25 protein-coding genes are annotated in these 26515 nt (G+C 62.3%); 11 read left to right on the top strand and 14 right to left on the bottom strand.

Annotated elements, in window-relative coordinates; translation table 11 throughout:
* Positions 1-33: 33 nt before the first annotated feature.
* Complete coding sequence (locus ACN50D_RS19060; RefSeq protein ID WP_054188009.1) at positions 34-684, bottom strand: DUF305 domain-containing protein; 651 nt, start codon at positions 682-684, stop codon at positions 34-36.
* Positions 685-900: 216 nt separating this feature from the next.
* On the opposite strand from ACN50D_RS19060, the gene ACN50D_RS19065 reads away from it, so the two are divergent.
* Together ACN50D_RS19065 and ACN50D_RS19070 are read left to right on the top strand one after the other, a co-directional pair.
* Complete coding sequence (locus tag ACN50D_RS19065; protein WP_162114322.1) at positions 901-1614, top strand: response regulator transcription factor; 714 nt, start codon at positions 901-903, stop codon at positions 1612-1614.
* An 11-nt stretch (positions 1615-1625) separates the two neighbouring features.
* Positions 1626-2717 (top strand): sensor histidine kinase, encoded by a 1092-nt coding sequence (locus ACN50D_RS19070; protein WP_039973422.1) that lies wholly within the window; start codon positions 1626-1628, stop codon positions 2715-2717.
* On the opposite strand, the gene ACN50D_RS19075 is transcribed toward ACN50D_RS19070, so the two are convergent.
* Positions 2701-2991, bottom strand: a complete 291-nt coding sequence (locus ACN50D_RS19075) for a YiaA/YiaB family inner membrane protein (protein WP_003945505.1) — start codon at positions 2989-2991, stop codon at positions 2701-2703. The genes ACN50D_RS19070 and ACN50D_RS19075 overlap by 17 nt on opposite strands.
* A 163-nt stretch (positions 2992-3154) precedes the next feature.
* On the opposite strand from ACN50D_RS19075, the gene ACN50D_RS19080 reads away from it, so the two are divergent.
* Entirely contained in the window at positions 3155-4363 is a 1209-nt protein-coding gene (locus ACN50D_RS19080; RefSeq protein WP_064111953.1) for a macrolide family glycosyltransferase, read from the top strand.
* A 6-nt stretch (positions 4364-4369) separates the two neighbouring features.
* Here ACN50D_RS19080 and ACN50D_RS19085 read toward each other — a convergent pair whose 3' ends face one another.
* Positions 4370-4816 carry a MarR family winged helix-turn-helix transcriptional regulator gene (locus ACN50D_RS19085; RefSeq protein ID WP_211921542.1) on the bottom strand — a complete coding sequence of 149 codons (447 nt, stop codon included), beginning with the start codon at positions 4814-4816 and terminating at the stop codon, positions 4370-4372.
* Positions 4817-4873: 57 nt separating this feature from the next.
* Positions 4874-6280, bottom strand: a complete 1407-nt coding sequence (locus tag ACN50D_RS19090; RefSeq protein ID WP_042452643.1) for a PLP-dependent aminotransferase family protein — start codon at positions 6278-6280, stop codon at positions 4874-4876.
* 137 nt (positions 6281-6417) lie between these two features.
* On the opposite strand from ACN50D_RS19090, the gene ACN50D_RS19095 reads away from it, so the two are divergent.
* Entirely contained in the window at positions 6418-7638 is a 1221-nt protein-coding gene (locus ACN50D_RS19095) for a pyridoxal phosphate-dependent aminotransferase (RefSeq protein ID WP_058227295.1), read from the top strand.
* 79 nt (positions 7639-7717) lie between these two features.
* Here the strand turns inward: ACN50D_RS19095 and purQ are convergent, their stop codons facing one another.
* Positions 7718-8395 carry a phosphoribosylformylglycinamidine synthase subunit PurQ gene (gene purQ, locus ACN50D_RS19100; protein WP_003945887.1) on the bottom strand — a complete coding sequence of 226 codons (678 nt, stop codon included), beginning with the start codon at positions 8393-8395 and terminating at the stop codon, positions 7718-7720.
* A complete protein-coding gene (gene purS, locus ACN50D_RS19105) occupies positions 8392-8631 on the bottom strand; it encodes a phosphoribosylformylglycinamidine synthase subunit PurS (RefSeq protein ID WP_003945817.1) in 240 nt (79 codons plus the stop codon). The genes purQ and purS overlap by 4 nt, the downstream gene beginning before the upstream one ends.
* A 165-nt stretch (positions 8632-8796) precedes the next feature.
* Here purS and ACN50D_RS19110 point away from each other — a divergent pair, with 165 nt between their 5' ends.
* Positions 8797-9444, top strand: a complete 648-nt coding sequence (locus ACN50D_RS19110; RefSeq protein WP_054781003.1) for an MBL fold metallo-hydrolase — start codon at positions 8797-8799, stop codon at positions 9442-9444.
* Positions 9445-9452: 8 nt separating this feature from the next.
* On the opposite strand, the gene ACN50D_RS19115 is transcribed toward ACN50D_RS19110, so the two are convergent.
* The 4 genes from ACN50D_RS19115 to ACN50D_RS19130 all read right to left on the bottom strand — a co-directional run bounded on the left by ACN50D_RS19115 (position 9453) and on the right by ACN50D_RS19130 (position 13342).
* Entirely contained in the window at positions 9453-10832 is a 1380-nt protein-coding gene (locus ACN50D_RS19115) for an Ig-like domain-containing protein (RefSeq protein WP_058227294.1), read from the bottom strand.
* A 227-nt stretch (positions 10833-11059) separates the two neighbouring features.
* A complete protein-coding gene (locus ACN50D_RS19120) occupies positions 11060-11764 on the bottom strand; it encodes a DUF2334 domain-containing protein (protein WP_007734443.1) in 705 nt (234 codons plus the stop codon).
* Between the two features lie 94 nt (positions 11765-11858).
* On the bottom strand, positions 11859-12356 hold the full coding sequence (locus ACN50D_RS19125; protein WP_003945816.1) for a glutathione peroxidase: 498 nt from the start codon (positions 12354-12356) through the stop codon (positions 11859-11861).
* Between the two features lie 47 nt (positions 12357-12403).
* Complete coding sequence (locus tag ACN50D_RS19130) at positions 12404-13342, bottom strand: ABC transporter substrate-binding protein (protein WP_042452648.1); 939 nt, start codon at positions 13340-13342, stop codon at positions 12404-12406.
* 277 nt (positions 13343-13619) lie between these two features.
* On the opposite strand from ACN50D_RS19130, the gene ACN50D_RS19135 reads away from it, so the two are divergent.
* The 3 genes from ACN50D_RS19135 to ACN50D_RS19145 all read left to right on the top strand — a co-directional run bounded on the left by ACN50D_RS19135 (position 13620) and on the right by ACN50D_RS19145 (position 17067).
* Positions 13620-14444: a sucrase ferredoxin gene (locus tag ACN50D_RS19135; RefSeq protein WP_249342970.1), complete on the top strand. Its 825-nt coding sequence runs from the start codon at positions 13620-13622 to the stop codon at positions 14442-14444.
* 125 nt (positions 14445-14569) lie between these two features.
* Positions 14570-15847: an acyl-CoA dehydrogenase family protein gene (locus tag ACN50D_RS19140; protein WP_007734440.1), complete on the top strand. Its 1278-nt coding sequence runs from the start codon at positions 14570-14572 to the stop codon at positions 15845-15847.
* Positions 15844-17067 carry an acyl-CoA dehydrogenase family protein gene (locus ACN50D_RS19145; protein WP_211921540.1) on the top strand — a complete coding sequence of 408 codons (1224 nt, stop codon included), beginning with the start codon at positions 15844-15846 and terminating at the stop codon, positions 17065-17067. Before ACN50D_RS19140 ends, ACN50D_RS19145 begins: the two co-directional genes overlap by 4 nt.
* Positions 17068-17195: 128 nt before the next feature.
* Here the strand turns inward: ACN50D_RS19145 and ACN50D_RS19150 are convergent, their stop codons facing one another.
* Complete coding sequence (locus ACN50D_RS19150; protein ID WP_007734438.1) at positions 17196-18608, bottom strand: C4-dicarboxylate transporter DctA; 1413 nt, start codon at positions 18606-18608, stop codon at positions 17196-17198.
* Between the two features lie 119 nt (positions 18609-18727).
* On the opposite strand from ACN50D_RS19150, the gene ACN50D_RS19155 reads away from it, so the two are divergent.
* Positions 18728-20314, top strand: coding sequence for a sensor histidine kinase (locus ACN50D_RS19155; RefSeq protein WP_007734437.1), 1587 nt, complete (start codon positions 18728-18730; stop codon positions 20312-20314).
* The gene (locus ACN50D_RS19160; RefSeq protein WP_003945570.1) at positions 20311-21000 is read left to right on the top strand and encodes a response regulator; all 690 of its coding nucleotides are present in this window, start codon (positions 20311-20313) and stop codon (positions 20998-21000) included. The genes ACN50D_RS19155 and ACN50D_RS19160 overlap by 4 nt, the downstream gene beginning before the upstream one ends.
* A 44-nt stretch (positions 21001-21044) precedes the next feature.
* Here ACN50D_RS19160 and ACN50D_RS19165 read toward each other — a convergent pair whose 3' ends face one another.
* From ACN50D_RS19165 to ACN50D_RS19175, 3 genes are all read right to left on the bottom strand, one after another.
* A complete protein-coding gene (locus tag ACN50D_RS19165) occupies positions 21045-23159 on the bottom strand; it encodes a S9 family peptidase (RefSeq protein WP_158170189.1) in 2115 nt (704 codons plus the stop codon).
* Positions 23156-24049, bottom strand: a complete 894-nt coding sequence (locus tag ACN50D_RS19170; protein WP_003945463.1) for a phosphoribosylaminoimidazolesuccinocarboxamide synthase — start codon at positions 24047-24049, stop codon at positions 23156-23158. Before ACN50D_RS19170 ends, ACN50D_RS19165 begins: the two co-directional genes overlap by 4 nt.
* 155 nt (positions 24050-24204) lie before the next feature.
* Positions 24205-25239, bottom strand: a complete 1035-nt coding sequence (locus ACN50D_RS19175) for an ABC transporter substrate-binding protein (RefSeq protein WP_080726727.1) — start codon at positions 25237-25239, stop codon at positions 24205-24207.
* A gap of 250 nt (positions 25240-25489) precedes the next feature.
* Between ACN50D_RS19175 and ACN50D_RS19180 the strand changes: the two genes are divergently transcribed.
* Complete coding sequence (locus ACN50D_RS19180) at positions 25490-26422, top strand: tyrosine-protein phosphatase (RefSeq protein WP_211921539.1); 933 nt, start codon at positions 25490-25492, stop codon at positions 26420-26422.
* The last annotated feature ends 93 nt before the right edge of the window (positions 26423-26515 follow it).

Raw genomic sequence — 26515 nt, forward strand, 5'->3', positions numbered from 1 at the left:
CCCGAGCAAGGTCACGCGGCCAAGGCCTCCTGTTCAACTCCCCTTCAACATCGCTTCCATCTGAGTGATTTCCGCCTGCTGACCGGCAATGATCGCTTCTGCCATCTTCTCCGCCGACGGGTCGAGCCCGTTGTCGAGTTCGGTCTGGGACATGGTGATGGCACCCTTGTGGTGCTCGATCATCATCGTCAGCCACAACTTGTCGAACTCCGCGCCACTGGCATCGGTGAGGGCGGTCATGTCGTCGGCCGACATCATTCCCGGCATCTCGGCCATCCCGACGCCGTGTCCCGCGTGCGCCGACTCATCCATGCCCTCCATCGAACTCGACGAAGGCTCGGGGCGTCCCCACTCCGTCAACAATTCGGTCATCTGAGCCATCTCCGGGCCTTGCGCTGCCTCTATCTGCGCTGCAAGAGAGAGAAGTTCGGCATTGTCGGTTCGACCGTCGACCATTCTGGCCATGTCCAATGCCTGCGCGTGATGCGGGTACATTCCTTCGAGAAACTCGATGTCGGCGGCATTGACACCCGCAGGAATCTCCGACTGTGCTGCGACGCTGGTTGTTTCGGAAGAATGGTTGATGCTCTCCCCGGAGTTGTCCGAGCATCCGGCAATCAACAGTGCTGCCGCTGCCACAACCGGAACGAACCGCGCGGCGCTCTTCCTGACCGTCAAAGACATGTTTTCACTCCCGAGAATTGATTCTGTTCGATATGCACTGCACCACAATTGATTTGACAAGAGTGCTGCACATGCACAGTTGCCACGTTACCGGCGAAAATCCACCGCGAAGCCCGATAACCGGCTCGAACAGGCTTCCTTCATCGAATCTTCACAGTCGAGTGGAAACCACCACGCGACAGCAATGCAGACACGCAGTCGACTAACCTCGGTCTGATGAGCGCCGAACTACGACCTGGCGAGGAACCGGGGCGCGTTCTTGTCGTCGACGACGAGACTGCCCTCGCCAAGGTTGTCGCCAACTATCTGACACGCGAAGGATTCACCGTGCGCCTCGCCCACGACGGGCCGAGCGCAGTACGTTCGGTGCGCGAATTCGAGCCCGCGCTGATAGTGCTCGATCTGATGCTCCCGGGCTTCGACGGCATGGAAGTCTGCCGACGAATCCGTACCTTCTCCGATGCGTACATCCTGATGCTGTCCGCCCGCGGTGAAGAGTCGGACAAGGTGACGGGTCTGGCGGCCGGCGCTGACGACTACGTGGTCAAACCCTTCGGCCCCCGCGAACTGGTTGCGCGAGTGAAAGCACTGCTCAGACGGCCACGCGCGTCGAGTTTGCTGCCAAAAGTGCTGCCGACGCCTCCCGGACTCGACATCGACGTCGTGGCCCGCACGGTCCGTGTCGACGACACCCTGGTCGATCTCACTCCCACCGAGTTCACCCTGTTGTCCGCGCTTGCGTCCCGACCCGACGCTGCCTGGAGTCGGGCCGAGATCATCACCTCGGTGTGGGGCTCGTCCTGGTTCGGGGACCAGCACATCGTCGACGTCCATGTGCGTGCATTACGCCGCAAACTCGGCGACGACGCGACCGATCCTCGGTTCATCAGAACCGTCAGGGGCGTCGGATACTCCCTGAGGTCGTCATGAACGAGGTCGTCATGAAGAAACTCGGGCTACGCGGAAAACTGCTGCTGGCGCAGCTTGTCGTCCTGTTCGTCTCCTGCCTCGCCATCGCCGCAGTCGCCATTGCCGTCGCTGCCCCGCTCTTTCACAACCACCTCATGATGGCCGGCATCGAAGACTCGAATGTCCGTACCCACACCGAAGAGGCATTCGCTCAGACCATGACCATTGCACTGTTGTGCGGGATCGCGGTCGCACTGGTGGGCGCAAGCATCGCCGCGGTCTACATCGTCCGACGCATCACGGCCCCGATCTCAACGCTGGCGGAGGCGGCTCAAAGCGTCGCAGACGGGAACTTCGACGTGACTATCGGCAGGTCCGACGTAGATGCCGATTTCACGCGTCTCGAAACTGCCTTTGCCGACATGGCGGCACGCCTTGATCATTCGGATCGGGTCCGCAAACGCCTGCTTGCCGATCTTGCCCACGAATTACGCACTCCGGTATCGACTTTGGCTGCGTACGTGGACGGCATCGAGGATGGCGTCCTCCCCACGGACAACTCTTCATGGTCGGTCATGCGCGATCAACTCGAAAGACTGCGTCGGCTCTCTTGCGATCTGGCGGACGTCTCCGCGGCCGACGAACACGCTCTCGAACTCGATCGCCGAGATGAGAAGATCGACGACATCGTTTGCAGCGCAACGGCAGCAGCGGCGCCACGTTTCGCCGATCGTGGAGTCGAATTGACGACCGCGCTACCTCCGCAACCGATCACGGCCGAGGTCGATCGCCAACGAATCGAACAGATCCTCGCCAATCTGCTCGAAAACGCGTTGCGGCACACTCCGAGCGGAGGTTCGGTGACGGTGACACTCGCACGGGAAGGTGACCACCTCTCGGTGTCCGTCACCGACACCGGTGACGGAATTCCCGCAGACCAACTCGAATCAGTCTTCGACCGTTTCCATCGCGGTGATCGATCCGACGGTTCCGGTTTGGGGCTCACGATTGCGCGCAGCCTCGCGCTCGCACACGGCGGCGATCTGTCGGCGCTCCGAAACGAGCAACCTCTCGGCAGCACGCTGATCCTCACCTTGCCGACAGGTTTCAGGCTGCCGCTTTGAACGGATCGTGCTCGGCGATCAGCTTCTCCAGTCGAGCCTCGTCCACTCGAACCCTGACTGTGGATGCCTCCTGCTGATCACGAATCACCTTGGCCAACGTGAACGTACTGGTGACCAAGAACAGCAAGGACATTCCGAGAAATCCGCGTTGCCACGCATCGATCGGAAGATACGCAATTCCGAGGAGGGTGCCGACAAAACTGACGGCAAAGGCTATTCCGGCCTGAAGATAGAAGGCTGCAGTGGTCTTCGAGGGTGTTGTCGGTGTGCTCATGCTTCGAAGTCTGCTCGCCCATCCCGGCACTCGGATGCGTAGTCCTACTCGAGTGTGCACGGTACTTCCCCGGCAAAAATCAGATGCCGTTACCCATCCTGGTGGATAGTCTCGGTCCGGTATCCGGAGTTGTTCCAGAGCAGTCAGACGGCAGGAGTGATCGATGACCCGCAGACATATCGCCATGGTGAGCATTCCGGCACCGGGCCACGTCAATCCGAGCCTGGCGATCATCGCGCGTCTCGTCGCCGCCGGTCACCGCGTCACCTATGCCAACGACGAGTCGATGCGTGAGATCATCGAGGCGACCGGGGCCGAATTCGCACCGTACGTCTCCACGCTGCCCAGCCTCGTCCCTTCTCCCGACGGCGCCGAACCGGAGAAGAGCTGGGACGGGGATCTGATCGATCAGTTGACGATTTTCCAGGACGATTACGAGTCGATGCTGCCGCAGCTACGCCGAATCTACGAAGACGATCGCCCTGACCTCTTTCTCTACGACATCGCCGGCATTCCGGCACGAATACTGGCTCAGCAGTGGGGCGTTCCCATCATCCAGTTATCGCCGACGTACGTTGCCTGGGACGGTTACGAAGCCGACGCCGCACCGATGTACGACGAAATTCGTTCCGATCCGAGAGGCGTCGACCTGCTCGATCGGGAGACCCGGTTCTTCCGCGCCGAAGGCGTCGAGGTCGATCCACGTGAGTTCACCGGACGCCCACCCCGTGCAATCGTGCTGATCGCAGAATCGATGCAGCCCAACGCCGAACGCGTGAACCGCGACGTCTACACGTTCGTCGGCCCCGCACTCGAACCGAGCAGCCAACCTTGGGTGAACCCGGATCCCGAACGCAAGCTCTTGTTGATCTCGCTGGGTTCAGCATTCACCGATCATCCGGATTTCTACCGCACCTGCGTCGAGGCTTTCGGCCAGATGGACGGCTGGCACGTCGTCCTCCAGATCGGAAAGCAGGTGCAGATCTCAGATCTCGGACCATTGCCCGACAACGTCGAAATACACCGTTGGGTACCGCAGTTCGCGATTCTGCAGCAGGCCGACGCGTTCGTGACCCACGCGGGTATGGGCGGATCCAGCGAGGGACTGGTGACCGGGACACCCATGATCGCAGTGCCGCAAGCCGTCGATCAGTTCGGCAACGCCGACTCGCTCGTCGACGCCGGTGTCGCAGTACGCGTCGACAGCGCTACCGTCACGGCAGTAGAGCTTCGTGAGGCGCTGACTCTGGTGAGCGCCGACGAGTTCCGCCGACGCAGCGCGGAGTTGGCAGAAGAACTCGCAGCGGCGGGCGGTGTGTCCCGCGCCGTCGAATTGATCGAAGCCGCTCTACCCGGCAGCGGGCCCAGATAATGTCTGCTACCAGTGCCAGGCGTCGCCGCCCACGTTCTTGATGGTTCGCTGCAGCACAGTGATGGTGGTGACAAACTCCTCTTCGGTGATTCCCTGCATCCGCTCTTCCTGCAGCATCTGCTGTACCCGCGCGGCGCGATCGAACTGCTCGGAGCCCGCATCAGTCGGGCGAAGGACAGACCCGTCTTCGCGCGCCCACCCCAGTTCGAGGGCAGAGTCGACGGCGTCATCGATCACGTCGGTGGATTCGTTCGGACCGATCGTCCGCAAGAGGACAGCACGCTCCACCCCTTCAGGGTGCAGCGAAAGTTGGTGCAGGACCCACCACCCCGGCTGGGTGACGCCGATCGCTTCGAGTGCTCCGCGCGTGCGCGTGCGAATCGCTTGACCGGCTCGCGCGGTCCAGAATCCGATCGGCTGGTTGGCCGGTGGCTGCATCGCTTGTTTGTTCATGCACACGACGATAAAACCTCAACGGAAGTTCAGGTCAACCACCAGCGAGGTGAAGTTCTACATATGTTGCGTGATTGCTCTGCCGATAATGCGGGCGGCGTCGGGGAACTCACCCGGGTTCGGTCCGGCGTAGTTGAGCCGCAAGAACTTTCCAGTCGGTTCTGCCGGGAACCAATCGTCACCGGCCCCGACGATGACGCCGGCCGACCGGCAGTCCTGCACCACGCGTTCGACGTTCGTGGTGTCCGGGAGCCGAAGCCAGAGGTTGAGTCCGCCTTTCGGTACGGCGTCGAGGTGAGCGTCCGGCGCGTGCTCGCGCAGACTCGACACGAGGAGGTCGCGTCTGGCCTCGAGTTGGTGACGAAGCCTACGCAAGTGCGTTCGCCAGGCCGGTTGGGTCACGACGTCGAGCGCTACCGCTTGCAGCATGCCGCTGACGTACATCGAATCTGCCTGTGTATCAGCCAGAATCCGCTCGTACGCCGGACCCCGAGCGATCAATCCGGCAACTCGCACCGATGGGGACACGCTCTTGGTCAGCGCACGAAGGTAGACGACGTGACCGCTGTCGTCTCGTGCAGCGATGGGGCTGGGATCTGCGGTGATTCCGAAGTCGAGCGCCGAACTGTCCTCGATGAGGAATGCGCCGTGCCGACGGACGGTGTCGAGAACCTTGTCAGCCAACGACGGCGACCACAGCGCTCCGGTCGGACTCGCGAAGCTCGGTTGTGCGTAGAACGCACGGGCACCGGTCTGTTCGAATGCACGCGAAAGCTCTTCAGGATCAGGACCGTTGGCGCCGCTGGAAATCGGAATGACCGTGACTCCAGCCTGTGCGGCGGCCAGGATCGCTCCCCAGTAGGTCGGCGATTCCATGAGCAACGGACGTCCCTCCCCCACCAACGCGCGAAAGGACGTCGCAAGCCCACCCTGACTGCCGGGAAGTACAACCACGTCGTTCGGCCCCGGCGGAGTGATCCCGGCAGGAGTGGCGGAACCCAATTCGGAGGCAAACCAGGACTGCAGTTCCGGAAGCCCGGCAGCGAGGGGCCGATTGAACACGGCGTCGGTTCGCGTCGCCCTGGTGAAGGCTGCACGAACCAGACCTTCCGGCAACAGCTCTCGGGCCGGATAGCCGGAATGCAGCGCGATCACGTCGTTGGAGGTGGACTGCAGCGCCATGGGCAACTGCAGACGATAGTTCGGCGATCCGAGCGCCGCTGTCTGCCACCCGTAGTCGTTGGGTCGCACGACGCGCGCCGCGCGCACGAAGGTCCCCACACCGGGACGAGCCTCCACAACCCCCTGAGATACCAGTGTTCGCAGCGCCTTCTGCACGGTGACCGGACTCGCCCCGTGCAGGCTGACGAGCGACCGAGTGGACGGAAGCTTCGCGCCTGGAGGAGCCGTCGCGATCCACTCACGCAAGGCTGCGACAATCCTCGAACTGCTATCATTGGACATGTCGAATCATAGTAGCGCTACTCTTCTTTCGTCGCTAGCGCTATCGCGAATCAATGTCCGTTTCCAGACCGAACCCTGAGGCGCCCTTCTCATCTGAAACCAACTCACCCACCCGAACCGGAGAGGTACGTAACCGCGTGAACACACCCATCGATCAGGCCCGCAAGCTCGAGAATGTCAGGTACGACATCAGAGGGCGAATTCTCGACAAGACCGAAGAACTCGAGGATCAGGGACACACGATCCTGCGACTCAACGTCGGCAATCCGGCCCCCTTCGGGTTCGAAGCTCCGGACGAAATCATGATGGCCATGATCCGCAATCTCCCTACCGCGCAGGGATATTGCGATTCTCGCGGACTGTATTCGGCGCGCACTGCGGTGGTCCAGTACTACCAGACGCGGGGTATCACCGACGTCACCGTCGACGAGATCTATCTCGGAAACGGTGTGTCCGAACTGATCACCCTGACGATGCAGGCCCTCTGCAATCCAGAGGACGAGATCCTGATTCCCGCTCCCGACTATCCCTTGTGGACGGCTTCGGTTTCACTTGCCGGCGGCACGCCCGTCCACTACCTCACCGATGAAAGCCAAGGCTGGGCACCGGACTTCGACGATCTGGAAGCTCGGATCACGCCGCGCACCCGAGGGATTGTCGTCATCAATCCCAACAATCCGACGGGCGCCGTCTACTCGACGGAGGTGCTGCAACGCTTCGTGGATCTAGCGCGCAAACACGATCTGATGCTCTTCGCCGACGAGATCTACGAAAAGATCGTCTACGACGGCCGATCCATGACAAACCTTGCGACGATGACCGGGCGAGACGTTCTGTGTCTGACGTATTCGGGACTGTCCAAGGCCTACCGCGTGTGCGGATTCCGAGCCGGATGGCTGGCCGTCACCGGACCACTCGAGCGGGCGTCGAGCTTCATCGAAGGCATCAAATTGCTGGCCAACATGCGAATGTGTGCCAACGTGCCGGCGCAGCACGCTATCCAGACTGCACTCGGCGGACGCCAGTCCATCGAGGACCTGTTGCTTCCACAAGGTCGGCTGACGGCCCAGCGCGATCTCGCACACACCACGCTCAACAGCATCGACGGGATCAGTTGCCAACAGGCCGACGGGGCGCTGTACCTGTTCCCCAAGCTCGACGTCGACAAGTTCGGCATCGTCGACGACGAGAGGTTCGTTCTCGATCTACTGGAATCGGAGAAGATTCTTGTCAGCCACGGCCGCGCGTTCAATTGGATCGAACCCGATCACTTCCGGTTGGTGACTCTCCCCAACACCGACGATCTCTCGACGGCACTCGAGCGACTCGGCAACTTCCTCAGTTCCTACAGCCAGTAGCCCTGGGTACCGGGCCCACATACGACTGAACGCCGACCGGATTTCCGGTCGGCGTTCAGTGGTGAAAATCAGCAGGCGATCAGGCAGTGACGATCGCGTCGAGGGCCGAGTAGAATAAGCCCAATCCGTCGTCACTGGGACCGGTGAGAGCCTCGGTGGCGTGCTCGGGGTGCGGCATCAAACCGACGACCCGGCCGTTGGCCGAGGAGATGCCGGCGATACGACGCTGCGAGCCGTTGGGGTTCTCCTCCGAGTAACGGAAGACGACGCGGCCTTCGCCCTCGAGTTCGTCGAGAACCTTCTCGGACGCCTGGAAGCGACCTTCACCCGACTTGAGGGGGATGAGGATCTGCGCGCCGGCCTCGTATCGCGAGGACCACGCCGTGTTGTTGGCTTCGACCGTCAACCACTCGTCGCGGCAGATGAAGTGCAGACCCTGGTTACGGGTCAGGGCACCGGGCAGCAAACCTGCTTCGCAGAGGATCTGGAAACCGTTGCAGATGCCCAGGACCGGCATGCCGCCCTTGGCTGCTTCCACAACCTTGCCCATCGCGGGAGCAAAACGTGCGATCGCGCCGCAACGAAGGTAATCGCCGTACGAGAATCCGCCAGGAACGATGACCGCGTCGACACCCTTGAGGTCTGCATCGCCGTGCCAGAGTTCGACAGCTTCACCGCCGGCCAGGTTCACTGCCCGCGCCGCGTCGATGTCGTCGAGCGTGCCGGGGAAAGTGATTACTCCGATACGTGCGCTCATGCCTCGACTCGCCTGACGGTCCAATCCTCGATCACCGTGTTGGCCAGCAGGCCTTCGGCGATCTTCTCGAGTTCGGCGTCTTCGACACTGCCGTCGATCTCCAACTCGAACCGCTTGCCCTGACGGACATCGGATACTCCTGCAAAGCCCAGGCGAGACAGTGCCCCGACAATTGCCTGTCCCTGGGGGTCGAGAATCTCGGCCTTGGGCATGACTTCGACGACGACACGGGCCACGTGCTGCTCCTCGGTACTAGTGCGCGAACCCGGAGTGAAACGCTCGGGTGATGGCCAGTTTACCGGGCGGACCCGAGATGGTTCGCATCGAGTGATCGGGGCGTGACGGCCACCACCTGTGAAACCCGCCTGCGAGTCCCTTCGGGGCGGCGCATACTCGAAATCATGCGACTGACACATTTTGGCCATTCCTGTGTGCTCGTGGAGTTGAACGGCTCGAAGATCCTCTTCGATCCCGGCAACTTCTCGCACGGATTCGAAGGCATCACCGGCCTCGACGCCATCCTCGTGACACATCAACACCCCGATCACGCCGACCCGGCGCGGCTGCCCGAACTGGCCGAAGCGAATCCCGACGCCGTGCTCTACAGCGATCCGCAGACGGCTGAAAAGCTCGGTGGGCGCTGGACCGGCGTCCGGCCGGGCGACCGGTTCAGCATCGGCGACGTCGAGGTGACCGGAACGGGCGGAGAGCACGCAATCATCCATCCGGACCTACCGATGATCGACAACACCGCGTTCCTCCTCGGTGACGCCACCAACCCGGCACGGTTCATGCATCCCGGCGATTCCCTCTACGTCCCCGAACAAAAGATCGACGTTCTCGCCCTCCCCGCCGCCGCACCGTGGCTCAAGATCTCGGAAGCCATCGACTACCTCCGCGCGGTGGCGCCGCGCGTTGCGGTTCCCATTCATCAAGCGATCATCCGCGACGAGGCCGCAGGCATCTTCTACGGTCGCTACTCGGAAATGGCTGCCGACGGCACCGAGTTCCGAGTTCTCGACGAGGAGTCGAGCGTCGAAGTCGCCTGATTCGGTTCTCACGCACTCACATCGACGATGATCCAGCCGGTGCTCGTGCCACCGGCTGCGTCGGTGAGTGTGTAGAGAATCCTGTCGGTGCCTGCCTTCGTTCCGGCTTCGAACACCACTTCGCCGTTTTCGAGCTTCACGGTGCCACCGAGAAGTGACGTCGCCCCGACGCCGGTCACTTTGATCGAATCTCCGTTGCTGTCATGATCATTCGCGACGGCGTCGACGGTGACTGTGCCGCCTGAGCGGACCCGCGCGGTGTCGAGTGCGGCGTACGGTGGGATCGGGCTTGCCGTGTACCGACCGACGTCGTCGAGTCGAGCCGAGGCAACCTCCGCCGCATCGACGATGGCAGCGAATTCGGTGCCGTCGAAGCGCGAGAGGTCGTTACCGTTCATGATGGTCGATCCCTCGGCGCCGCCGCCGTGGTAGTCGTCGGCATCGAAGTTGTGGCCCAACTCGTGGCGGAGAACGCGGCTGAAGTTGCCGTCGGACTCGGCACCGACATGCGCGTAGCTGTGGTCGAGTTCGAACTTCGAGTAGTAGGCATTTCCGCCACCGGATGCGCACACGACGGTCGCCTGATCGACACTCGACCCGACCTGATCGGACCACAGATCTTCTAACTGCTCGAGATTTTCACAACTGCTCGAGTACGGATCGCCGGCGGAATCTGCCCGCAGGACAACTCGACCGAGGACCGGCCGAATCCCGACGTCTCTGATCCAGATGGCAGCGGTGCGGGCCATTGATTCCTCGGCCCGATCCAGAGCGACGGCGGCACTGCCTGCGCCGTGCGCGGAGTACCACTCGCCACTGAGGTCCAGTCCGACCACGAACTGCTTGACCGTCTTGCCGACCCTTGCGGCCGAGGCCGGCGCAATGGCCGCGGTGGGCCACTTGGGTTTTGCGTCGATCGGCGCCGTGCTGCGACCGACCACCTCGGATCCGACGAACTCTATCGAAACACCACGATCGAAAATCACCTGCCCGCGCAGTGTTCCGGCGGAGTCGACGATGGCCGAGACGATTGCGTCCGGACGCCCTTCCACGCTGCCGATGTACGAACGGGGCGCCGGGATCACCGCGTCGGTCAGCTCTCCGTCGCTGTCTTGCACAGCCATCGAGAACTCGGATCCCCGCAGGTTCATCTTGTGAAGGCGCAGTGTGAGTTGCTCACCTTCATCGTCGACGGTTGCGGTGCGGACGCCATCGCTCGATCCGCTCGATCCGCTCGACCCGCCGTCGACACTGCCCGTCGGCAGCATGTGAACCGCGCCGGTCGGAGCGGCAGTCGCGAGCGCCGGAACGAACGCAGCACAGACGACTGCGCCCACAGCCACGGCGACAAGACCCTCGGCCGACTTGGAGAACACTCTCGTGCGCATGGCGAGATCCCAATCCCATCTACTAGCGGCAGATTAACTGCACGCACTCTAGCAGTGGGAGAGTTGGCTGACCCAGCGCTCTAATTGAACGTCCGTTTTATGCGATTTTGACCCACTCTGCACTACTACCAGCAAGGAAGTGGAGAAACGCGAAGAGTCTGCCCGCTCGGACAACCCGGACAGACGACATAGTCTCGTAGCTATCAAATAGTTGCCAACTGCCGAATTCAGGCAGCGCCGAGCTCCTGAGACGGGGAGTTCCACCGATACACCTGCGAGTCGGCTTCGTGGAAGAGGGCAAGGTCGACGGCGTCGAGGACGGCCTGACGTGGGCCCTCGTTTCCCAACTGCTTGGCCGTGATCGACAATCTGACCAGTCCCCCACGTTTGGCGGCACGCCCGGCTCCGAGAACCAATGCGCGACACCACCACGGCTCGGCCTTGAAGCCTTCGCCGATCCCGAAAACCCTTCCCCGTTGCAAGGTTCCGCGGGTCAGATCATGTACTGCCCCGAGGCCTGCCATCGTGCGAAAGCCCGTCTCCGGCAACACCGACATGGCACCGGGCGACGCCACCCAGCGCGGCGGTGCGAACACCCGGGTCCGAAGGCCTGCATGCTCGAGAACGCGGTCCGCAGCGAGTAGTCGCAGTTTCGCTTCGTGCTTCGACAGAGTGGCGAACTCGGCTCGGCGACGCTTGGTCGCGGCCTGGTCGTAGCCGTGCAGAACGATGGCATCGCCGTGCTCGCGACGCTCACGCAGCCAAGCCGTCGTCACCGCGTCGTCGGCCAGTCGGTATTTGTCCTTCAGTCGCGGCGCCACCAGGAGCGACAAGCGGACACCTCGAGTGTCCATCTCGTCTGCGAATCCGGCAGCGAGATAACATGTCTCGTCTCTGATTCCGGATACCGACACGATCAGTTCTGCGGACATACTCCGATAGTGGCAGCTGTGGGTGAACAGCACACTGCCGCCGGATGATCATCCGGCGGCAGTTTTCAGCGCACCTACTGGTTCTTGGAAACCTCTAGTTCTTGGGAAGCGCAGCTTCGATCGCGGCGACAACCTCGGGTGCGTCAGGCTCGGTCCGCGGACGGAAGCGGTTGACGACGGTGCCGTCCGGTCCGATCAGGAACTTCTCGAAGTTCCACTGAATGTCTCCCGCAGCGCCTTCGGCGTCGGCCGCCTTGGTGAGCTCGGCATACAGCGGATGCTGGTTTTCGCCGTTCACCTCGATCTTCTCGAGAAGCGGGAACGTGACGCCGTAGGTAGTGGAGCAGAACGTCTCGATCTCTTCGGCGGTACCCGGTTCCTGCCCCATGAACTGGTTGCACGGGATACCGATCACGGTCAGACCGCGATCGGCGTACTCGCTGGCCAGCTTCTCGAGCGCCGAGTACTGCGGGGTCAGTCCACACTTGGACGCGACGTTGACCACGAGGACGGCGCGGCCGTCGTATTCACCCAAAGAGGTGGGCACGCCACCGAGGGTGTTGATCGCGATGTTCTGTACTGGAGTTGTCATAGGCTCCAACTTAGCGACTCTCTCGCGCACTGCTCCTTCGCGCACTGCTAATTCGACGCTCCGAGAATGCGATCGAGGTCGTCCAGAACGGTGAGGCCGCCGAGCGGTCCGACGCCGGTGATCCAGTAGGACATGTCGACCAGATGCGGGTTCGGGAAGAATCCGGCGTTGTCGGCGACGGCCTTCGGCATCGTGCCGGCATCGGCCGGTTTCGCGGAGGTGACCAGGATGAGGTCGGCGTTGGCTCCGGAGACGAATTCCGGGGAGAGGTCGACGGAGATCGAGTTCTCCCAGTCGCGTGCGGGAATCGTGAGTCCGGCACATTCGAGAGTGCTTCCGGCAAACGACGTGGGTCCGTACAGCGTCAGAACGTCGTCGCGTGGGCGGATCAGCTGAGCGGTCTTGCCCTCGGTGCTGTGCTTGCTCGCCACTTCCTCGCAGCGTGCCGTGTAGTCACCGAGCAGTTCACCTGCCTGATCGGTCTTGTTCAACGCCTCTGCGACGAACTGGACGTTGTCCTGCCACGGATCGGTCTGAGTTGCCATGTAGACGGTCGGTGCGATGGCAGCGAGCTGCTCGTACAGATCACCGTGCCGCGATTCCGTTCCGATGATCAGGTCCGGGCTCAGTGCGACGATCTTCTCGAGGTTCGGTGCCGCGACGGTTCCGACCATCTCGATCTCCGCCGCCTTCTCACCGAGGTACGCCGGAACGCCGGTCGTCTCGCTGAGTACCGCGGTGCCCACGGGAATCACGCCCAGCGCTACCGACGTGTCGAGCTGAACCGGCTCGAGCACGACAACTCGCTGCGGATCCGTCGGTACGTCGGTAGTTCCGCGGGCGTGGGTGACCGCGTGCACGGTGTCGGCAGACTGACTGCCGGTATCCGTCTTGTCGTCACTGCCACACGCCGTTGTCGTTGCCACTATGGCGGCGAGGACAAAACCACCCAGCATGTACTTCGTCCGCGAGTTACTGCGTTTCATTCACAAACTCCTGTTACCGACTGCTTCCGACCGTCACAGCCACGTGCATTCACCGCGGCTGAGCAAAGGATTCACCATCCAATAGTCTGGTGAGCCTAACCTACGAGACTGGAGCCTCATCATGTCTTCCCTCCCCTGCCACAGCGACGGTGTCCTGGGGAAAGGATCTATGCAGTGCCTTTCGGAATTTGTCGCCAATCCGCAAACCAGTCGACGCCCTCACGCCTGTACACGGCAGTCGTCGACCGCCGGCGAACCTATGGTCGGTCGCGCCGGAATGACACATCTGTGGGTATTGATCGAGCATCCCGGCCCCTGGCCGGCGTCCGCCCCTGACGACGTTCTCCCCGTCGCGCTCACCGAAAAGATCTACGCAGCGCAGGGCCGTATCCGTGTCGTGGTGATCCGGCGGACCCGCAACCGCCGGGTGCTCACCCCGACGTGTGTACTCGCCTGGACGGACGGCACACGCCAATGGATGCGGGAAGGGGCGGTCGACCGATACGAGGACCTGTCGGTACTGCCGTTCGAATCGATGGCCGCCGGAGCGGAACCCGACTTCGGCCGCTCCCGCACGGAACCGCTCTTCGCAGTCTGCACGCATGGAAAGAAGGATGCGTGCTGCGCGGAACTCGGCCGCCCGGTCGTTTCGGCGCTGAACGCGGCACAGATCGCAGATGTGTGGGAATGCAGTCACATCGGCGGAGATCGTTTCGCGGCCAACATGATTGCGTGGCCTGCCGCAGTCTATTTCAGCCGACTGGACGGCAACTCCGCAATCGATACTGCCGAGAAATACCTAGCCGGAGAATTGCAGCTGCTGCACCTGCGCGGCCGGGCGGCACTGTCACAGGCCGCTCAGGCAGCCGAACATGCTGTCCGACGCGCCACCGACATCGTCGCCACGGACGCACTCGAGAGCATCAGCGAGAGTGTCGACGGAGAACACACGACTGTCGATCTTCGGTTGGAGGGGAGAGACTTTCGCGTCGTCGTTCGCTCCGGTCCTCCAGGGCTGCCGTTCCGACATGATTGTGGTGCCGGAGGGACCGTCGAATGGAGCGGATGGACCGTCGAGCACGTTCACGAGCAACCCCACTGACCACTCGATTTCGACAAGAGTGCCCGGCAGGCCATCGAACCGAGATTTGCGCGGACTGACAACACTTCGAATCAGGTCGCGATGAAGGATCGACGCCCCTGGTGTTTACAGCTTGCATTCTTCCCATGACCACCGCACTGACGCCGAATGCCGTACCCCGGTCTGCTGATCCGATCAAAAGTGAGGTCGACTACGAAACACTGGCAGAGAAATTCCGTCCGATCTTCGCGGACATCGCACAAGGCGTCGTCGAACGCGAACGCGATCACGTACTTCCCTTCCAACAGATCGACGCACTCAAGAATGCAGGCTTCGGCGCCGTTCGGGTGCCGACAACACACGGTGGATCGGGTGCGAGCATCCCGCAATTGATCCGCTTACTAGTCGAGCTGTCGAGCGCCGATTCCAATATCACCCAGGCCCTGCGCGGACATTTCGCGTTTGTCGAAGACCGACTGGTCGCCGACCCCGGCCCGGAGCGTGACATCTGGCTCCGACGCTTTGCGGAGGGACAGTTAGTCGGCAACGCGTGGACCGAAATCGGCGACGTTGCATTGGGCGAAGCCAACACCAAGGTCTCGCCCGCACCCGATGCCGACCATTTCCTGGCGAACGGGGCAAAGTTCTACAGCACGGGTTCCATCTTCGCCGACTGGATCGACCTGTACTCGCAGCGCACCGACACCGGCGCATTCGTGATCGCGGCGGTCGAGGCGAGACAACCCGGTGTCACACACAGTGACGATTGGAACGGGTTCGGCCAGCAGACGACTGGCTCCGGTTCGTCCGTCTACGAGAACGCAATTGTACAGCCGGAGAACATCTTCGACTTCTCGACGCGATTCAAATACCAGACCGCGTTCTACCAATTGTTCCACCTCGCCACTCTCGCCGGCATCGCCAAGGCTGCTACGATCGAGATCTCTCGTCGAGTTGCCTCTCGCACTCGAACCTTCAGTCACGGCAACGCTCCGAGATACGCGCAGGATTCGCAGATCCAGCAAGTTGTCGGCGAGGTGTCCTCTGCAGCCTTTGCAGCCGAGGCCGTTGCACTGCACGCAGCACAGTCGTCCCAATGGGCTTACGAAGCCGCATTCTCCGGCTCGCCGGAGGAAGAGAAGGCCGCCAACATCGCAGCCGAAATCGATTCGGGGCGAGGGCAAGTCGCCTCGATCGGACTCGTCGTGCCGGCCACGGCCAAGATCTTCGACGCACTCGGTGCTTCCGGAGTCAGCCGCGACCTCGATCTCGATCGATTCTGGCGCAACGCCCGCACCGTCGCCAGCCACAATCCGGTCGTCTTCAAATCCAAAGTTGTCGGCGACTACGAAATCAACGGAACCGAACCGATTTACGTGTGGGCCATCGGGACCGCACCGACCGAAAAGGATGAACAGGCATGACCGTGACCAGTGAAACCGAAGTCTTCGTCGGCGTTCCCGACACATCCGAGGGCTGGATCGACCGGGCTCGCGAGGTGAGCAACATCCTTGCCGCCGACGCACTCGCCCGCGACCGAGCCGGCGAACCACCGTTCCGAGAAGTTCAGCTGCTCAAGGACAGTGGTCTTGTGACGCTCCTGGGCCCGGTCGAGTTCGGCGGCGGCGGGCAGCGATGGGAGACCGCCTACAAGGTGGTTCGGGAGATCGCCCGCGCCGACGGCTCCATCGGACAACTGCTCGGATACCACTATCTGTGGGCATGGGCAGCCAGATTGGTCGGAACCGATCCGCAGATCTCCGCTGTCGAGGAGCTGTACACGAGCAACCGATTCTTCTTCGGCGGCGCGGTCAACCCTCGAGACACCGACCTCACCGTCGCGGACCGCGGAGACACCCTGGTGTTCAACGGTGTGAAGTCGTTTTCCACCGGCGGCCGAGTCACCGACCTCACGGTGCTCGAAGGAATCATCGACGGAACTGCGACGCATGTGTTCGCAATCGTGCCGACTGCTCGGGACGGCATAGTCTTCCGCGGTGATTGGGACAATCTCGGGCAGCGCCTCACCGATTCCGGCAGTGTCGAGATCAACGACGTCGAGGTCGACTGGGCAAGTGCGGCAGGCTTTGTCGACAAGGAATTCCAACCTCTGGTCTACAACACCCTGAACTTCCCGGCGATCGAGATCGTGTTCGCCAACTTCTACCTCGGGATCGCTCGTGGCGCACTGGACACTGCCGCCGAGTACACCCGAACCCGTACGCGTCCATGGCCGTACGGCGGTGACAACCGCGAAATCGCAACCGACGAGTGGTACCTCCGTGAGGGCTACGGCGACTTGCAATCCAAGCTGTGGGCAGCGGAGGCCTTCGTGGATCAGGTCAGCCGTGAGGCCGACGCAGTGCTCCACGACGCTCGCGAAAACCTCACCGAGCAGGCTCGCGGCGACCTCGCCGTACGCATCGCGGCCGCAAAACTTCGCGCCGCCGACGTCTCCTTGGAGATCAGCAACAAGATCTTCGAACTGACCGGTGCCCGAGCCACGTCCAACGACGTCGGCCTGGACATCTACTGGCGCAACATCCGGACGCATACCCTTCACGATCCGCTCGCGTACAAGCGCCGTGAAGTCGGTAGTCGTTTTCTGACCGGCGAGATTCCCGAACCGACCTGGTACACCTAGCCACGAACAGAAAGAGACCGTCGCACGGTTGGTGCGGCGGTCTCTTTCATCGTTACGACCAGGATCACTGATCGTAGATCGGGTTCCGCGCCTGCAGCGCAGTCAAACGTTCAGCAGAGCGGACGTTTCTAGTGATGGCTCACGAACGACTGTTTGGTGCCGGTCGGAGCCGTTTCGAGCTTGTGCTGCTCTTCTTCGTCCTCGTCGTCGAGCATCGTGGCTTCGTTGAACGGAATCTTCCCGTCGAGTACCTCGACGACGCGTTCCTTGTCGATCGTCTTGGTCCAGGCGCCGACCAGGAGAGTCGCAACCGCATTGCCCGAGAAGTTGGTGATCGCTCGCGCTTCCGACATGAAGCGGTCGATTCCGACGATGAGTCCGACGCCGTCGAGAAGCTCGGGGCGATGGCTCTGCAGTCCGCCTGCCAGCGTGGCCAGACCGGCGCCGCTGACTCCGGCAGCGCCCTTGGAGGCGATGATCATGAACACCAGCAGCGAGAGCTGTTCACCGAAACCGAGTGGCTGTCCCATGGCGTCGGCGATGAAGATCGAGGCCATCGTCAGGTAGATCGCGGTGCCGTCGAGATTGAACGAGTAGCCCGTGGGAACGACGATGCCCACCGTGGTGCGCTCGACGCCTACGTGCTCCATCTTGGCGATCAGACGCGGCAGTGCCGATTCGGAGGACGACGTGGCGAAGATGAGCAGGTACTCACGGGCCAAGTACTTGACCAGCTTGAAGATGTTGAATCCGGTGACCGCGCGCAGCAGCGTTCCGAGAACACCGAAGACGAAGATCAGGCAGGTCAGGTAGAAGCCGATCATCAGCGTGCCGAGCTGGACGACGGCGTTCAAACCGGTCTGGCCGACGACGCTGGCGATGGCACCGAAAGCACCGATCGGGGCGAGCCAGAGGATCATCGTCAGGATCTTGAACACGAGCTTCTGGATGTATCCGACGGCCTTGAGGATCGGTTCACCCGACTTGCCGAGCGACTGGATCGCGAAGCCGACCAGAAGGGCGACGAACAGAGTCTGCAGCACGCTGCCGGCTGTGAGGGAGGACAGCATCGACGTCGGAATGATGGACGCGATGAAGTCCCAGGTACCGCCCGCGCTGTGGGCCTGATCTGCAAGCTTGGCCACGGAGGCCGCATTGGGCGTGATGTTCAGGCCACTGCCCGGGTTGAGCAGGTTGCCGACGCCCAGGCCGATCGCGAGTGCGATGGTGGACATCCCGATGAAGTAGGCGAGTGCGAGGCCGCCGACCTTGCCGACCTTGGCCGCCGCTCGAACCGAGCCGATGCCGAGCACGATGGTGCAGAAGATGACCGGGCTGATCATCATCTTGATCAGGCTGACGAACAACGTGCCGAGTACACCGACGGACTTACCGAACTCGGGTGCGAGCCAACCGACGAGGATGCCTCCGATGACCGCGACGATGACGCTCATGTAGAGCCAATGCGTCTTGTCGCGCTTTGCCTTGGTGCCCTCGGGCTGTGGGGAACCGTCTACTGTCCCTGTTGCCGTGCTGCTCATGGGGTGTCCTTTGGATCGGATATCTGTGAAGTGATCGGGATCACTTCGAGTCGTGGAGAATTCTTGTTGCAAACAGGTGGGCCCGGAAGTTTGTGTTCATTACGTTCAGGAGGCGCTCGATGGTCGAACGAAAGACCGGCCGACGTATGAGCGTCGCCAGGCAGATCCTGCTCCTGCAGTTGGCGTTGTTGGCGCTGGTCATCGGTGTGGGAGCCGCGCTCGCAGTTGTCGACGAACGCCGAGACAGCGACGACGCGATCCGCAGGCAGGTGAGCTCGATAGCGCAGACTCTCGCCCTGTCGGATTCGACGGCGGCAGCCCTGACGAGTCCGGACCCGACCGCGATTCTGCAACCACAGACCGAGAAGATCCGACAGGCAACCGGCGTCGATTTCATCGTGGTGATGGCGCCTGATCGCACTCGGTTCACCCACACGAGCCCGGAGCTGATCGGTCAACTCTTCACCGGGAACATCGACCGCGCACTTGCCGGCGTGACCTTCACAGAGACGTACGCCGGGTCGCTGGGGCCGTCGATCCGCGCAGTCACTCCTGTTTACGATTCCGGCGGAACCCTGGTCGGTCTGGTTTCTGCCGGTGTCACCCGCGAGCAGATCAGCAAGCAGTTCGCCCAAAGTGTTCCGGTCATCCTGTTCGTTGCCGGCGGCGGTCTTCTTGCCGCCCTCCTGAGTTCACTTCTGGTGAGTCGGCGTATCCGGCGACAGACCCTGGGGATGGCGCCGGATGAACTGCGCACCATGTACGAACACCACGACGCCGTCCTGCACAGCATCGGTGAGGGTCTGGTGGTGATCGGGCGAGGCCGAAGCAGAGATGCGCGAGTGGATATCGTCAACGACGAAGCGCGTCGCCTCCTCGATCTACCGGACGGGCCCGTGCCACTTTCGTCCATCCCCGAGACCATGCGAGTCGACGACGCCTCTCCCGCGAAGGATCAAGTGCACCTCACCGACAAGCGTGTGCTGGTGGTCAACCAACACCCGGTTGAGTGGGAGGGCAACAGAATTGGCACCGTGCTGACAATTCGCGATCACACCGAATTGCAGAACGTACTCGGGGAATTGGATTCGGTACGCAGTTTTGCCGAGTCGCTTCGATCGCAAGCCCACGAGAGTGCAAATCGTCTTCACACGATCATCACGATGGTCGAGTTGGGCCGGAACGAAGACGCAGTGGCCTTCGCCACCAATGAATTGCGAGTGTCCCAACAGTTGATAGATCGTCTGATGAATGCGGTCCACGAGCCGGCGCTCGCCGCACTGCTGCTCGGGAAAATGAGTGAAGCGGCCGAACGCGGGGTCGACCTGACCATCACCGAAGACACCGCGCTCGGTCCGGTTCCTTCGCTCAATGCACGCGAGTTGGTCACGCTGGTCGGCAATCTCGTGGACAATGCTATTGACGCATCGCGCGCGAGCGAGTCTCCGTGGGTGGAAGTGACGGTAATGGAAGAGGATTCGATGATGGTTGTTGCCGTCGCCGACAGCGGCCCGGGAATGACACCCGAAGCACTCGAAAAGGCCAAGGGCCGTGGCTACTCCACAAAATCCGGCTCTCGCGGACTCGGTCTCGCACTGGTCTCTCAAGTGGTGAAACGGCACGGCGGCACGCTCACCAGCGAGCCGGCGATGGGCTCCATGCTGGTTGTCCGTATCCCGCTGCGCGAGGCGGAAGCACCGCGATGATCCGTGTGCTGATAGTCGACGACGAACCGTTGATCGCCCAGGCGCACCGTTCGTACGTCGAGCGTGTGCCGGAATTCGTGGTCCACGGCGTGGTTCATTCCGGGAACGCCGCCGTGCGTGCAGTTACGGCGGCCAACGCCACCGACCAGCCCATCGACCTGGTCCTGCTCGACATCGGGTTGCCCGACGCCAGCGGTCTCGACGTGGCTTCCGCCCTGGGCGGTTTGCGGCCCAGTCCGGACATCATCGCGGTTACCTCGGCGCGCGATCTGGAGGTGGTCCGAAGCGCCGTGGCTCGCGGGATCGTCCTCTATCTTCTCAAGCCGTTCACTTTCGCAGCATTCCGCGACAAGCTCGAGCGCTACCTCGAATATCGTGCAGCGCTTCCCGCTGGAGAGTCTGCGGTCAGTCAACACGACATCGACCGCGCGATGTCTGCGCTACGAACGTCCGACGATCGAGCAGCGGCACCGAAAGGCTTTGCGTCTCAAACACTCGGACTCGTCGCAGCGTCTGTCCGGGATTCTGAGGGACCCGTGACCGCTGCAGAGGTGGCAGCCTCGGTCGGCGTGTCCCGGGTGACAGCCTGGCGCTACCTGGAAAAGCTGGCAGACGACGGCATGCTCACCCGGGAGACCGAGTACGGGCGCGCTGGGCGCCCTCAGGTTCGTTACCGCAGAACCTGATTGACACAGAACCTGACAGTCACCGAACCCGATTGACACCGGAGCTAGTTCGCACCCACGGTGTCCAGCACCCAGGCGAACTCGAACGCGACCTCTTTCCACTTCTCGTAGCGACCGCTGACACCGCCGTGTCCGGCGCTCATCTCGGTCTTGAGAAGTAGCGGAGCATCACCGGTCTTGGTGGCGCGCAGTTTTGCGACCCACTTGGCCGGCTCCACGTACAGAACACGGGTGTCGTTGATGCTCGTGATCGCAAGAATGGCGGGATAGTCCTTGGCTTCCACGTTCTCGTACGGGCTGTACGAGCGCATGTAGTCGTAGACGTCCTTGTTGTGCAGCGGATCTCCCCATTCGTCCCACTCGATGACCGTCAACGGCAGCGACGGATCGAGAATCGACGTCAACGGGTCGACAAACGGAACATTGGCGAGAATGCCGGCAAACAGTTCCGGAGCGATGTTGGCGACAGCGCCCATCAGCAATCCACCTGCACTACCGCCGTCGGCAACCATCCGGTCGGCCGATGTGACACCGGTGTCGATCAAATGCTTTGCGCAAGAGACAAAATCGGTGAAGGTGTTCTTCTTGGTGAGCGTCTTGCCGTTTTCGTACCAGTGACGGCCCATCTCGCCGCCGCCGCGCACGTGTGCGACGACGAAGACGACGCCGCGATCGAGCAACGACAAGCGGGCAACCGAGAACGACGGGTCGATGCTCGCCTCGTAGGAACCGTAGCCGTACAACAGCAGCGGCGCGGGACCTTCCGGCGCACCTACGCGCCTCACGATCGAGAGCGGAATGCGGGTTCCGTCGTCGGCTACTGCCCAGTCGCGACGCTGCTCGTAGTTACTCGCATCGAAGTCACCGAGAACAGGCTGCGACTTGCGCAGTGCCAGTTCACCACTGGCGACGTAGTAGTCGTACACCTGCCCGGGAGTGATGAACGACGTGAAGCCGAGCCGGATAGTGGGCTGCGCCCATTCCGGGTTGGACCCCATGCCGATGCTGAAGAGTTCTTCGTCGAAGTCGATCTCGTGGCGTTCGCCGTAGCCGTCATCCGTCAACGGCCACACGGCAACCCGAGTGAGCGCCTCGCGTCGGTAGCTCAGGACGAGGTGTCCGGCAAAGGCTTCGGCTTCTTCCAGCCGAACGTCGGCGCTGTGCTCGATCAGCGTCGTCATGTTCGTCGGATCCGACACGGGAGCTTCCACCAACACGAAGTTCTCGGCCTTGATGCCGTCGACGACGTCGTTGTGGAGAATGAGGAAACGGTCCTCTCCCCCGATCACGGCGTGCTCGGCCCCGTACTCGACGCCCTCGCGACGTGGGATGATGACGCGGAATTCGCCTTCCGGGTTCGCCGATTCCAGCATCCAGCCTTCGCTGGTCACCTTGGAACCGACCCAGATCATCAGGTACTTCTCACTGCGGGTGGACCCCACCGAAACCCAGTACCGTTCGTCGGGCTCGTGGAACACCGAAACATCTTTACTCTGCGGCGTTCCCAGCTTGTGACGCCACACCGTGTCCGGACGCCAGGAGTCGTCGACCGTCATGTAGAAGACGTGACTGTGGTCGATCGCCCAGGTGGCGCCAGGCGCGGTATCGGGAATCTCGTCGGCGAGCATCTCACCGGTCTCGAGGTTCTTGAACCGCAAGGTGTACCGCTCGTCGCCGACGATGTCCACCGAGTACGCGAGCAACGTGCCGTCCTCGCTGATGGAGAACGCGCCGAGCGAAAAGAACTCGTGCCCTTCGGCTTCGACGTTACCGTCCATGAGGATCTGCTCGTCGGCCAGCTCGACGCCGGGCGTCAGGTCGGGCGGAGTCCAGTCGTCTTCACCGGCGATGGGGCACCGGCACTGGACGGTGTACGACTTGCCTTCCACGCTGCGCGAGTAGTACCACCACTTACCCATGCGCGTGGGCACCGACATGTCGGTTTCCTGCGTCCGCGACTTGATCTCCTGGAAGATCTTCTCGCGCAACGGCTCGAGCGCGGCCGTCTGCTCGTCGGTGTACGCGTTTTCGGCTTCGAGGTATGCGACTACCTCGGCGTTGTCCTTGTCCCGCAGCCACTCGTAGTCATCGACGAACGTGTGTCCGTGATGGGTACGTTCGGCGGGGACCTTCTTTGCGACCGGCGGGATCAGGCTCATGCGCTGGGACCGACCCAATCGTCGAAGGACAGACCGGAAATGCGCTCGTACGCCTCGATGTAGCGTGCACGGGTCGCGTCGACGATCTCCTGCGGCAACGGCGGCGGTGTCGTGTCCGAGCTACGGTCCCAGCCGGATTCAGGGCTCGTGAGCCAGTCGCGCACGAACTGCTTGTCGAAACTGGGCTGCACCTTGCCCGCTTCGTAGCCTTCGAGAGGCCAGTAGCGCGACGAGTCGGGGGTGAGCACCTCGTCGGCGAGCACGAGGTTTCCAGCGGAGTCGAGACCGAATTCGAGCTTGGTGTCGGCAAGGATGATTCCGCGATCGGCTGCGAAGTTGGAGGCGCGGGCATAGACGTCGAGAGTGTCCTCGCGAAGCTGCACTGCCAGCTTCTGGCCGACCTTCTCCACTACCTGATCGAAGCTGATGTTCTCGTCGTGATCCCCGAGAGCCGCCTTGGACGCCGGGGTGAAGATCGGGTCGGGCAGACGCGACGCCTCGACGAGGCCCTCGGGCAACGCGACGCCGCACACTGCGCCGGTGTTGTTGTAGTCGACCAGGCCAGAGCCGGTGAGGAAGCCACGAACGACGCATTCGACGGGAACCATGTCGAGGGAGCGCACGACGAGAGCGCGGCCGAGAACCTCTTCCGGGATGCGATCGTCGTCGGGCTCGCCGGCCAGGTGGTTGGTGCCACCGAGGACGTTGAAGAAGAACACGCTCATCGCGGTGAGCACGCGACCCTTGTCCGGGATCGGCGTGCTGAGCACGTGGTCGTAGGCCGAGATCCGATCACTCGCGACAAGCAGCAGATGCTCGTCGTCGATCGTGTAAAGGTCACGGACCTTGCCACCGGCCAGATGAGTGTAGGAATCAAGTGTAGGACGCACCCGGTCACCCTATCGGGCGTTCGCAGTTCGTACAGAACCCCGGTAGCCGGGACAGGTAAGCGTCCTCGCCGATCGGAGAGCTGTCCGCCCTGCTCATCCGGATATGCAGGTGGCCCCTCGCCAGCAGGCGAGAGGCCACCGTCACAGTCGATGAACTACTGGTTTGCGGGCAGCTTCGACAGGCCCTCGTCGATCGAATCCAGCGTCAGAAGAGCCGTCTGATAGGTCGCGGCCAGCGAATGCTGGACCTGGACGACGTTGCCGGCCTTCACTGCGGGCAATTCCTTCCACAGCTCGGAATTGACCAGCTCCTGCAACTGCGGAGACATCGAGCCGTCGGCATTGAGGCCGTAGACGATCACGTCGACATTTCCGAGATTTTCGCCGATCTTCTCGATGGATACCTGTTCGACGTGGATGTCGGCGGGGTCTGCGGGGGTGCCGGGGAACTGCAGTCCGAGTCCGTCGAAGAGATTGGTCGTGTACGAGGACGCGTACTCGCGTGAGAAGGTGCCGGCTTCCGGCTTGCAGACGTTGCACACGCCGCCGAAGGTCAGCGAGCCGAGCTTGTCCTTGTACTTCGCGGCCAGTTCGGCGGTTTTGGCGTCGTAGTCGTCCTTGAACTCGCCGTAGTTGCCGGAGACATTCGCGGCATCGGCGAACTGCTCGCCCAGCACTCGCCAATCAGCAGGAACCGTCGGCCCCAGGAAGACGACGGGAGCGGCCGCCTCGAGCTGCGCCATGTCCAGCTGGCTTTCGACTCGAGCGGGAACGCCCATGATGATCAGATCGGGCTCGGCAGCGACGATTCCCTCGTAGTTGAGCTGGGAGACGTTGCCGTCGGGCGCGACCTTCGGCAGAGCTTCGTAAGCGGCCTTGGTCTTGTCGTCCATGTTGCCGAGTTCACGGGTCCACTCACATACTGCTGCCAGGTTCGCTCCCGCCTGAATCAGCGGCAGAACTGCGTATCCGCAGGCCACGATCCGTTGCGGGTCGCTCGGGATCTCGATGGATCCGTTCTGTGCCTCGAAGACACGGGTCGGCGAGCTCGCGGCTGTCGTCGACGATTCGGACGACGCCTCCTCGGAGTTGCTACAGCCGGCGACGCCGACCGCCAGCGCAGCTGCTGCGCCGATCACCACTGCGCGGCGAAACCGCGACAGACCTTGAACCCGCATGTTGAACTCCATCTGAACGCACCGGACTGCTCCGGAATTGATTTGGTGAGGCTAACCAATATCAGGGCACTGGACCTTTACACAAACACAGGTCCCGAGGAATGAACTGCGCCTCCCGAGCCGCCCACGCTCACAGCAGCACGCCTCCCACTGAGAGGGAGCAAAGCAAGATTCCTCTCGAATCGGACACGCGAACTCGCTACCTTGCCTTCGCGATACCTCATCGACTCGCCACTCTCTCCGCTCGACGAAGGGCTCACACATGTCCCGATCCACCCGTACCTGCTCACTACGGTCTGCCGCGGCCATTGCGTTGACCAGTAGCTTTCTCATCACCGGTTTCGGCGCCTCGATCGCGCAGGCCGAACCTGGCCCCTCGGCTCCGCTATTCGGCTCGCTGGATTTCGGATCCAGCAACTTCGGCAGTTCCGAGCAGACCCCAAATGCGCCGCGGCTGACCGGGATCGACAATTTCCGCGACGTCGCAGGCACCGGCGCCGGATACTCGGGAACTTTCGGCCTGCCCGTGAACAAGGGAGTCTTCTACCGCGCGAACGCGATCACGCCCAAGGGCGATGACATGAACAATCTCGAAAAGCTGGGACTGACAAAGGTTTACGATCTGCGCACGGAACCCGAGATCGCCAGTAAGCCCGATGTCTTGCCCGACGGGGTTGCGTACGAGAACATTCCGATCCTGTCCGGGAACATCGCCGAGATGATCGCGAAGATCAAGTCCCCCGAGGACTCACGATCGATGATGCAGGACATGAACCGCGCCTTCGTCACCGGAGCGACGGAGCGAGCCGGGTTCGCGCAGTTGCTCACGGGTCTCGCGGAAACCGAAGGTGCACAGGTCTTCCACTGCACCGCAGGCAAAGACCGCACCGGCTGGACGTCGTTTCTGCTGCTGAGTATCGCCGGTGTCGACCGCTCGGTGATCATGAACGACTACTTGCTGACCAACGAGTACACAGCCGAAGGCATGAAGGCCACGCGCGCGGGCATCGCGGCGAGCCTGGGCGAACAGATGGCCGTCAACATGGAGCCCCTGTTGGGTGTCGAGGCAAGCTATCTCGATGCCGGTCTCGCCCAGTTGGACCAGACCTACGGGTCGGTCGATCGGTACCTGACCGAGGGCCTGGGTCTGAGCCCGGCGACTGTCATGACGCTCAAAGCCAAACTGCTGGGCTGAGTGGCACGGATGCCCCGGGTTCGACGAGGGATCGGACCCGGGGCACGTGTACTTCTCTGCCCGTGCCGCGGCGGATGCGCCGCAGCGTCCCGT

The sequence above is a fragment of the Rhodococcus sp. SB1D genome (assembly GCF_048573875.1).
Taxonomy (GTDB): domain Bacteria; phylum Actinomycetota; class Actinomycetes; order Mycobacteriales; family Mycobacteriaceae; genus Rhodococcus_F; species Rhodococcus_F qingshengii.